This is a genomic window from Micromonospora sp. NPDC003776 (assembly GCF_053605645.1).
Window position 1 is genome coordinate 1 of sequence record NZ_JBSGJR010000321.1, and the last position, 7,768, is coordinate 7,768.

At 73.6% G+C, this 7,768-nt stretch carries 7 protein-coding genes; 1 reads left to right on the forward strand and 6 read right to left on the reverse strand.

From position 1 onward, the window contains the following. Nucleotides 1-40: 40 nt before the first annotated feature. The 4 genes from ACWEVO_RS23265 to ACWEVO_RS23280 form a co-directional block, all read right to left on the reverse strand. Nucleotides 41-2,551 (reverse strand): glycosyltransferase, encoded by a 2,511-nt coding sequence (locus ACWEVO_RS23265; RefSeq protein ID WP_452309640.1) that lies wholly within the window; start codon nucleotides 2,549-2,551, stop codon nucleotides 41-43. A gap of 831 nt (nucleotides 2,552-3,382) precedes the next feature. Further along, nucleotides 3,383-3,964: a dihydrofolate reductase family protein gene (locus ACWEVO_RS23270; RefSeq protein WP_452309641.1), complete on the reverse strand. Its 582-nt coding sequence runs from the start codon at nucleotides 3,962-3,964 to the stop codon at nucleotides 3,383-3,385. Between the two features lie 81 nt (nucleotides 3,965-4,045). Further along, complete coding sequence (locus tag ACWEVO_RS23275) at nucleotides 4,046-5,158, reverse strand: serine hydrolase domain-containing protein (protein WP_452309642.1); 1,113 nt, start codon at nucleotides 5,156-5,158, stop codon at nucleotides 4,046-4,048. A 67-nt stretch (nucleotides 5,159-5,225) separates the two neighbouring features. After that, complete coding sequence (locus ACWEVO_RS23280) at nucleotides 5,226-6,023, reverse strand: inositol monophosphatase family protein (protein ID WP_452309643.1); 798 nt, start codon at nucleotides 6,021-6,023, stop codon at nucleotides 5,226-5,228. Nucleotides 6,024-6,143: 120 nt separating this feature from the next. On the opposite strand from ACWEVO_RS23280, the gene rnhA reads away from it, so the two are divergent. Then, a complete protein-coding gene (rnhA, locus tag ACWEVO_RS23285; protein WP_452309644.1) occupies nucleotides 6,144-6,620 on the forward strand; it encodes a ribonuclease HI in 477 nt (158 codons plus the stop codon). A gap of 16 nt (nucleotides 6,621-6,636) precedes the next feature. Here the strand turns inward: rnhA and ACWEVO_RS23290 are convergent, their stop codons facing one another. Next, nucleotides 6,637-6,897, reverse strand: coding sequence for a hypothetical protein (locus tag ACWEVO_RS23290; RefSeq protein WP_452309645.1), 261 nt, complete (start codon nucleotides 6,895-6,897; stop codon nucleotides 6,637-6,639). Nucleotides 6,898-6,937: 40 nt separating this feature from the next. Then, nucleotides 6,938-7,141: a preprotein translocase YidC gene (locus ACWEVO_RS23295; RefSeq protein WP_452309646.1), complete on the reverse strand. Its 204-nt coding sequence runs from the start codon at nucleotides 7,139-7,141 to the stop codon at nucleotides 6,938-6,940. Between the last annotated feature and the right edge of the window lie 627 nt (nucleotides 7,142-7,768).

Below are 7,768 nucleotides of genomic sequence, written 5' to 3' on the forward strand. Positions count from 1 at the left end.
CGGTCGTACTCCAGCCCCTCGACCGGGGAACGGGTCATGCTCACGCACGCGCTCCGCTCGGGGCCAGCGCCCCGTTCCACTGCGGCCAGGCCGGGAGAACCACCTGCTCCGGCACCGACAGGTCGCCCCGCTCGTCCCGCAACAGGCGCGGGATCTCGTCGGCCCAGCCGAACCGGTCCGAGGCCAGCACCCGGCTACGGACGTGGGACAGGAACCCGGTGAGGATCTCCCGCTCCCGCTGGCGCAGCTGCGCGTACCCCTGCCCGTCGATGGTGATCGCCGGCGCCAGGTAGCGGAAGGGCGGGAAGCCGTACGCGTCGTCGGTGTTCTGGATCATCCGCTCCAGCGTCTCGTCCTTGCCCAGGTCGCGCAGCCGCGGCGCGCCACGCTCGATGATGAACAGCTCCTCGACCCGGGTGCTGGTGCCGATCCGGCAGGGGACCAGCCGGTCGACGCTGTACTTGGGCGGCGGGATGAGCCGTTGGGTGATGGCGTTGATCCCCATGATCGGCACGTTGAACCGGCTCAGGGTCAGCGCCAGCGAGCGGCCGCCCTTGGAGTGCAGCCGGCTCTGGAACTGCAGTCGGCGCCATTCGGCCGGGGTCAGGTCCTGCGCCTGCACCGCGCGCAGGGTGTGCGCGCTGATGGTCAGCGGCTTCGGGAAGCACGTCGCCACGCCGTCCGGGCTGATCAGGGTCATGTCGTCGGAGAGGAAGTGCCCGCCGTGGTCGCGCAGCAGGCGCAGCACGGTGGCGGTCTTGCCCGTGTCGGTGAGGGCGGAGAGCATCACCCCGACGCCGTCGAGGTTGACGCACGCCGAGTGCAGCAGCATGTGCCCCCGGGAGACGAGCACGAACCGCAGCAGCGCCTCGATGATGTTCGTGTAGACGACGTGGGGCGATCGCGCGAGCAGCGGCCCGACCTGGATGTCGATCGGTGTGCCGAGCCGGACCCGGAAGTTCGCCCCGAGCCGGCCCAGGTGCTCCTCGTACCGCAGCACCGACTCGTTGGCGTACTCCGTCATGGCCGCCCGCCGCCGAGGTCCCCGGCCGCCGACGTCGCTGACCCGCACGGCGATGTCGACCTCCGAGTCGGCGACCCACTGGGCCCGGAAGAACTCCAGCTCAGGCAGCATGATCTGGGAGCCGATGGTGACCACCCCGGCCACGTCGTACCGGTACTCGAGGTACTGATACCGCTTGCGGGAGGGGGTGGCGGCCGTCTCGGGTGCGCGCAGGTTGACCAGCATGCGGACCGGGTCGCGCCGGGCGGTGCGCGCGGCCGAGTAGATGACCCGGTCGCTGATCAGGAACCGGACGAGGAAGAGCGCGACCAGCGTCAGGGCGTTCGCCGACAGGATCCCGACGCCGGCCCAGATCAGGGCCTGGAGCGCCGGTAGGCGCAACAGGAGCAGCACGTTGTTCAGCAGGAGGAAGCGGCCGGCCCGGGCCGCCCATGAACCCTGCCGGTTGCGCCGGTAGATGAGCAGGTCCACGAGGGCGAAGTTCCACGCGGTCGACAGTTGGGTCGCCAACGCGGCACCCAGCAGGTGGTGCAGGCCGGCCGGCTCGTAGAAGAACCACAGGGCGGCCGTGTTCACCACCATCCCGGACAGCCCGACCAGCCCGAAAGCGATCATCCGAACCAGCTCCCGCAGCCGGTCGCGGGGGCCGGCGGGGTGCTCCCGCATCTGGCCGACCAGCCGCTGGCTGCGCAGTCGCCCCAGGTGGCGCAGGAAGGTCAGGCCTTCCCGCACCGATGCCTTGGAACGCCCGGCGTGCCGGTGCGCCATCTCGTAGGCGACCTCGGCGACCCGGGCGCCCGGGTGGCGGACGAGCAACTCCAACAGCACCTTGAAACCGATCGGGTTCATCCGGTCCAGGTCGACGGCGGCGCGACGGAAGGCGAACAGCCCGCTCATCGGATCGGTGATCGTGGTCAGCCGGCGCGGGAACAGGCTCTTCGCCAGTCGGGTCGCCCACGACGAGGTGGCCGTACGGGCGGTGCCGCCCAGGCCCTCGCTGGAGCCCTCCCCGGCGTATCGGGTGCCGATCACCACATCCACGTCGTGGCGCATCGCGACGGCCGCCAGCCGGGCGGCCGATTCCGGCGGGTGCTGCAGGTCGGCGTCCATCACGAGGACCCATTCGCCGCGAGCGTGCCGCGCGCCGAGCACGACGGCGCTGCTCAACCCGCCGGCTCGGGCGTTCGGGGGCCGGTGCAGCAGACGCACGGCGACCGGGGCGTCGACCGCGTGTCGGGTCAGGACGTCCACCGTGTCGTCGTCGCTGTCGTCCACCACGATGATCTCGGCGCGCAGCGCGGCGAGCGCCGGCCCCAGCTTGGACAGCAGCGTGGGAACGTTCTCCGCCTCGTTGCGGGTCGGTACGACGACGCTCAACCGGACCGGCTCCGCCGATCCGGGCCGGCGCAGGTACTGCGGTGCCAGGTGCCGGTCGCGGCCGTTCCGGCGCGATCGCGGATCGCCGTCCGGGTTCTCGGCGTCCTCCTCGTCCCCAGCAGTCGACGGTGCCTTTGCGACTTCGGTCATTCGACCCTCCTGCAGTGGCGGTTCCGGGCGGCACCGAGCCGCCGAATGGTCGGCTCGGAAACGGCGACGGAAGCCAGTCGAACGGAAAAGAATGCGCCGGACCGGGTCGGTCCGAACGCGACGGAAATGACGGGTGGCCGCGGTGGTCAGACCTTACGAACGGCGAACGCGAGGTGTCTAACAGTTGAACAGTCAAGAAACCGACAGGTGCTCGGCCGTAACTCCGGCCGGCCCGGTGGCGGTCCACCTGCGGCTTGGGAGGCCTCGGCCACCGCGTCGTCGCGTTGAGTGATCACACAGTGGGGACGGGGCCGGCCGTCGCCGGCGGCAGGCGTCAACCTGAAAGCGGGCTGAAAGCCTTTACGCGTACGGCCGCAAGAGAATGAGGCGCCGCCTGCGGACGGCCCACGATGCCATCATTTGTGTTCACGCACAGCAACAGCTGGGGAATTGATTCGGTGGACCGGGCATAGCCGTTCGGACGAGGGCCGCCCGAACGAATATCGCGGCACCCGTCACCCGGTACAGGAGGCATTTTTCGCTGAACGGTGTGCGGCGCTGGACGGTTCGTCGCCGGATCCGATATCCGAGCAGGCCATTGCGGCCGGGCTGCTCGGCGGCGGGACCGCAGCCGATCGGTGCGAACTCATCTCTCGTCCGGTCGGTCGACCCGCCCGAGCGGTGGGCGGGACCGTCGACCGGCCGCTGCCGTCCCGTTCCGGGCGGAGGCGCGACGCTTCCGCCCGGAAGGGACGGTGCACTCAGGACCGTCGGCACCGCCGCGCCCCGACCCCCGCCCACCGCACCGGAGGCCCGACCACCCGCCGCGGATCAGGCCGGCTCGTAGGTGCCGATGACCACCCCGGTGGTCGTGGTGACGCTCTCGACCAGCCGCAGCTCGCCGGGGGCGTCGCCGTCGGCGAACAGCCGCCGCCCGGCGCCCAGCACCAGCGGGTGGATCAGCAGCACGTACGCGTCGACCAGCCGGTGCCGGCGCAGCGACCGGACCAGCTCACCGCTGCCCAGCACGGCGATGTCCGGGCCGGGCTGCGCCTTCAGTTCGGTCACCGCCTCCACCACGTCGCCCTTGAGCAGGTGCGAGTTCACCCAGGGCAGCGGCTCGGTGAGCGTGGTCGAGGCGACGTACTTGGGCAGCGCGTCGAGGACCGGGGTGAAGGGGTTACCGGTCCGCCGCGGCCAGTAGCCGGCGAAGTCCTCGTAGGTGCGCCGACCGAGCAGAAGCGCGCCGGTCGAGGCCATGCCCTCGCCCATCTTCCGGCCGAGCACCGGGTCCTGGTAGGGCAGCGCCCAGCCGCCCCGGGTGAAGCCGTCGCGGGTGTCCTCGTCGGGCCGCCCGGGCGCCTGCATCACGCCGTCCACGCTGAGGTTGTTGGTGACGATGATCCTGCGCATGCCGCTCCCCGCGGGCGGGGCCGGCCCCGTGCCGGCCGTTCACCGTCTGCACGAACGGCCGGGCCCGGTTTCGACAGCCCGCTACCGGCGAAGTTCGCCGGCCACCCGGTCCCGGATGAGCGTGCGCAGGCCCTCCATCGGATCGCCGTCGCCCGCGCCGAGCCGGTTGCGCAGCGCCGCCACCGTCAAACCCAGCTCCGGGTACGCGAAGGCGAGGCTGCCGCCGCTGCCGGCGGTGCCGAACGAGCGGTCCTCGTCGACGGCGTATCCGAGACCGAAGGCGACCTCCTGCCCGAACACCCACTCCGGCGCGCGGACCGCCACCGCCGACACCTCGGTCAGCCGCTGCGGCGAGATGAGCCGTACGCCGTCGACCAGGCCGAGCAGGGCCGCGTACATCCGGGCGACCGCGCGGGCGGTCATGGTGCCCACCGCCGGGACGTCGGCCCGCAGCACGTCGGGGCGGCTGCCGATGGTCGCGTCGGGACGCACGGCGGGCGGGGCCACGGCGTCGAAGTTGGGCAGGTTCGCGCCGGCCCAGGTCATCATCGCGGCCAGGCCGGCGTCCTCCAGCCGGGCCAGCCGGGGCAGGTCCCGCTCCGGCACGCCGAGGAACAGCTCGCCGGCCACGCCGAGCGGCCCGGCCACCTCCTCGGCGAGGACTCGCGAGACCGGCCGGCCGGTGACCCGCAGCACCACCTCCCCGACCAGCCAGCCGAACGTCCAGGCGTGGTACGCCAGCCGCTCGCCGGGCGCCCAGCGCGGCTCCGCGTCGGCGAGCAGCCCGCACATCCGGTCCCAGTCGGTGAAGTCCTCCGGGGTGATGTCGGCGGGCAGCGCCGGCAGCCCGGCGGTGTGGGTCAGCGCGTGCCGCAGCGTGATGCCGTCCTTGCCGTGCCGGGCGAACTCCGGCCACACCTCGGCGATGCGCAGGTCCGGGTCGAGCCGCCCCTGCTCGGCCAGCACGTGCACCACCGTGCTGGTCAGCCCCTTGCCCGTCGAGACGGCGTGGATGGGGGTGTCGGCGGTGAGCGGCCGGCCGGTGCCGCGGTCGGCCAGACCGGCCTGTTCCTCGACGATCGGCACGCCGTCCAGGTACGCCGCCACCTGCACCCCGGTCTCCCGGCCGGTGGCGACGAGCTCGTCGATCGTGGCGCGTACCTCGGCCCGCAGGCCGTCCCAGCGTTCGTCCATGATCCGCCACTCTGCCGGACCGGTTGCCGGGTGTCGCGCGAATTCGCCTCCGCGCGGGGCCGCGGCACTAGCCTTGGCCGCGGATCAGCTCCATCAACAGGGCGTGCGTCTCGGCGTCGGCGGCCACCACGAGCCCACGGCCGGCCGGACCGGTCGGGGCGCCGTCGATCCCGGTGACCACGCAGCCGGCGGCCCGGCACACGGCGATGCCGGCGGCGAAGTGCACGCTGCCGGACAGGTCGCCGCCGTCGGTGACGTACGCGGCGCGCTTGCCGGCCGCCACCCACGCCAACGCGAGCGTGGTGGAGAGCACCCGGGGCCGGAACCGCGCGACGAACCCCGGATGGGCCAGCAGCTCCACCGCCCGGAAGCCGGGCGCGTTCGGGAACGGAGGATCCAGGTTGACGTCCACCAGGCCGGTGCCGGCCGTCGGGGTCAGCGGCACGTCGGTCCCGTCTTGCCGGACCCACGCGGAACCGCCGTCGGTGTGGAAGACCTCGCCGCTGAACGGGTCCGCCACCGCCGCCGCCCCGTCGCGCAGCGCCACGTTGACGGCGACCAGCATGCCGCCGACGGCGTAGTTCAGGGTGCCGCACAGGGGATCGACCAGCCACTGGCGTACGGCGTCGGCGCGGCCCTGCTGCCCGCCTTCCTCGCCCAGCACCGCGTCGTCGGGGCGGGCGGCCCGGATGACCTCGAGGATCGCCTGCTCGGCCGCCACGTCGGCCTCGGTGGCGAAGTCCCCGGCGCCCTTGTCGATCCGGGCGAGCCGCCGGCCGTAGCGCTCGCGGACCACGTCCGCGCCGGCCCGCGCCGCGCTCACCGCGACCTGCGTGTCGTCCAGGCCCCCGTACGAGTCGATCATGAAGGGAGGATATCGGGGGAGGGCACGGGCCACCCCGGCAGCCCGGGCCGAGAGGGGACACGCCCGTGTCCGGCGGGGTCGGACGGGGACGCCGGCGGGCGTACCCGGTAGGTTGCCGGCATGGCGGAGGCGGCGAGCGACAGGGTCGTGGAGATCTGGACCGACGGGGCGTGCAGCGGCAACCCCGGTCCGGGTGGCTGGGGCGCGGTGCTGCGCTGGGGCGGGCACGAGCGGGAGTTGTGCGGCGGCGAGGCGACCCCGACGACCAACAACCGGATGGAGCTGACCGCCGCGATCCGCGCGCTGGAAAGCCTGACCCGGCCGGTCACCGTGCGCCTGCACACCGACAGCACGTACGTCCGCAACGGCATCACCGGCTGGCTGGCGGGCTGGAAGCGCAACGGCTGGGTGACGGCCGCCAAGCAGCCGGTCAAGAACGCCGACCTGTGGCAGCGGCTCGAAGCGGCCTGCGCCCGGCACGACGTGACCTGGCTGTGGGTGAAGGGGCACAACGGACACCCGGAGAACGAACGGGCCGACGCGCTCGCCAACCGGGGGATGACCGAGGCCCGCGCCGCCGTCGCCACCGCCGGCTGATGCCGCTCGCACCGGCCTAACGCTCGGGCCGGCCCTCCTCGATCTCCTCCGGCTCGTTCGCCGGGTCGGTGGTGCCGGAGACCGCGTCGACGTCGTATCCCGCGCGGCTGGTGTCACGGGCCGAACGGCGGTCCTCCGCCGGCAGGTCGGCGAAGTCGTCGCCGGTATCGTCGGTGGTCTGCAGGGACTCGCCCGGTGGGCGCAGCGACGCCTCGTACGCGGTCACGCCGTCCGGTTCGTCGGTGGCCGCGCGGCCGAAGGACTCTTCACTCGTCATGTGGCACTCCTGCCCGCCTCCGCCCCGTGCAAACGCCCGGTCAGCGAGGGGCGTCCGGGTGCGTCGGCATGCTGGAACCGCCAGAGCTGCTGCCCGACGCACCGCCCGCCATTCCCGATCCGTCGTCCTCGGTCACCTCGTCCGGTTTCGGCGCTCCCGGCTCCGGCGGGGGTACGTCGGTGTCCGCCTCGACCTGCACCAGCCGGGCCTGGCCCGCCTCGTCCTCGGCGTGCGCCGGATCCATCGGCTGCTCACTCTGTCGTACCCGATATCGCACCCGTCCGCCTCCCGTCCGTGCCGCCGCGGTGTCGTCGCCTACCCGGGCCCACCGCCCCGAAACGTCCCCGGCCCCGCCGGGCCGCCCCGCCCGGGTCCCCTCGGCCTGCCCGGTGTCCGCTCGGCCGGCCCGGTGTCCCTTCGGCCCGGCCCGTGTCCGCTCGGCCTGGGGGTGTCCCTCGGCCCGCCAGGTGCCCTCTCGGGCTGCGGCAGGTCGGCCTGTCCCGGCGCCCGGAGGCCGCGCTCTGCCTCAGGCGGTGCCGATCACCGGGCCCGAGAGCCCGAGGTGCCGCAGGCGGTGCCGATCACCGGGCCCGAGAGCCCGAGGTGCCGCGGGCGGTGCCGATCAGCGGGCCCGCGCGCCGGGATGCCGCCGGCGGTGCCGATCACCAGATCCAGGAACCGGGGACACCTGAAGCGGGGTCGATCACCCGCGAGGAGGGGACGGCAGGCGCGGAAGGGCGGAATGCCGGGGTTCAGCGGGGGCGGCGGGGCGCCGACCGGCGGTGCCCCGACCGGCCGCCCGGACGGGGGCCGGCGGGGGAGCGGGCCGGGGTGACGGCGAGGGACCAGTGCTCCGGCCGGCGCAGCCGGG

Excerpts from the sequence above, each read along its gene's own strand:
- ACWEVO_RS23275 (WP_452309642.1), bottom strand. The coding sequence starts at position 5,158 with ATGGACGAACGCTGGGACGGCCTGCGGGCCGAGGTACGCGCCACGATC.
- ACWEVO_RS23265 (WP_452309640.1), bottom strand. The coding sequence starts at position 2,551 with ATGACCGAAGTCGCAAAGGCACCGTCGACTGCTGGGGACGAGGAGGAC.
- rnhA (WP_452309644.1), top strand. The coding sequence starts at position 6,144 with ATGGCGGAGGCGGCGAGCGACAGGGTCGTGGAGATCTGGACCGACGGG.
- ACWEVO_RS23290 (WP_452309645.1), bottom strand. The coding sequence starts at position 6,897 with ATGACGAGTGAAGAGTCCTTCGGCCGCGCGGCCACCGACGAACCGGAC.
- ACWEVO_RS23280 (WP_452309643.1), bottom strand. The coding sequence starts at position 6,023 with ATGATCGACTCGTACGGGGGCCTGGACGACACGCAGGTCGCGGTGAGC.
- ACWEVO_RS23270 (WP_452309641.1), bottom strand. The coding sequence starts at position 3,964 with ATGCGCAGGATCATCGTCACCAACAACCTCAGCGTGGACGGCGTGATG.
- ACWEVO_RS23295 (WP_452309646.1), bottom strand. The coding sequence starts at position 7,141 with ATGGATCCGGCGCACGCCGAGGACGAGGCGGGCCAGGCCCGGCTGGTG.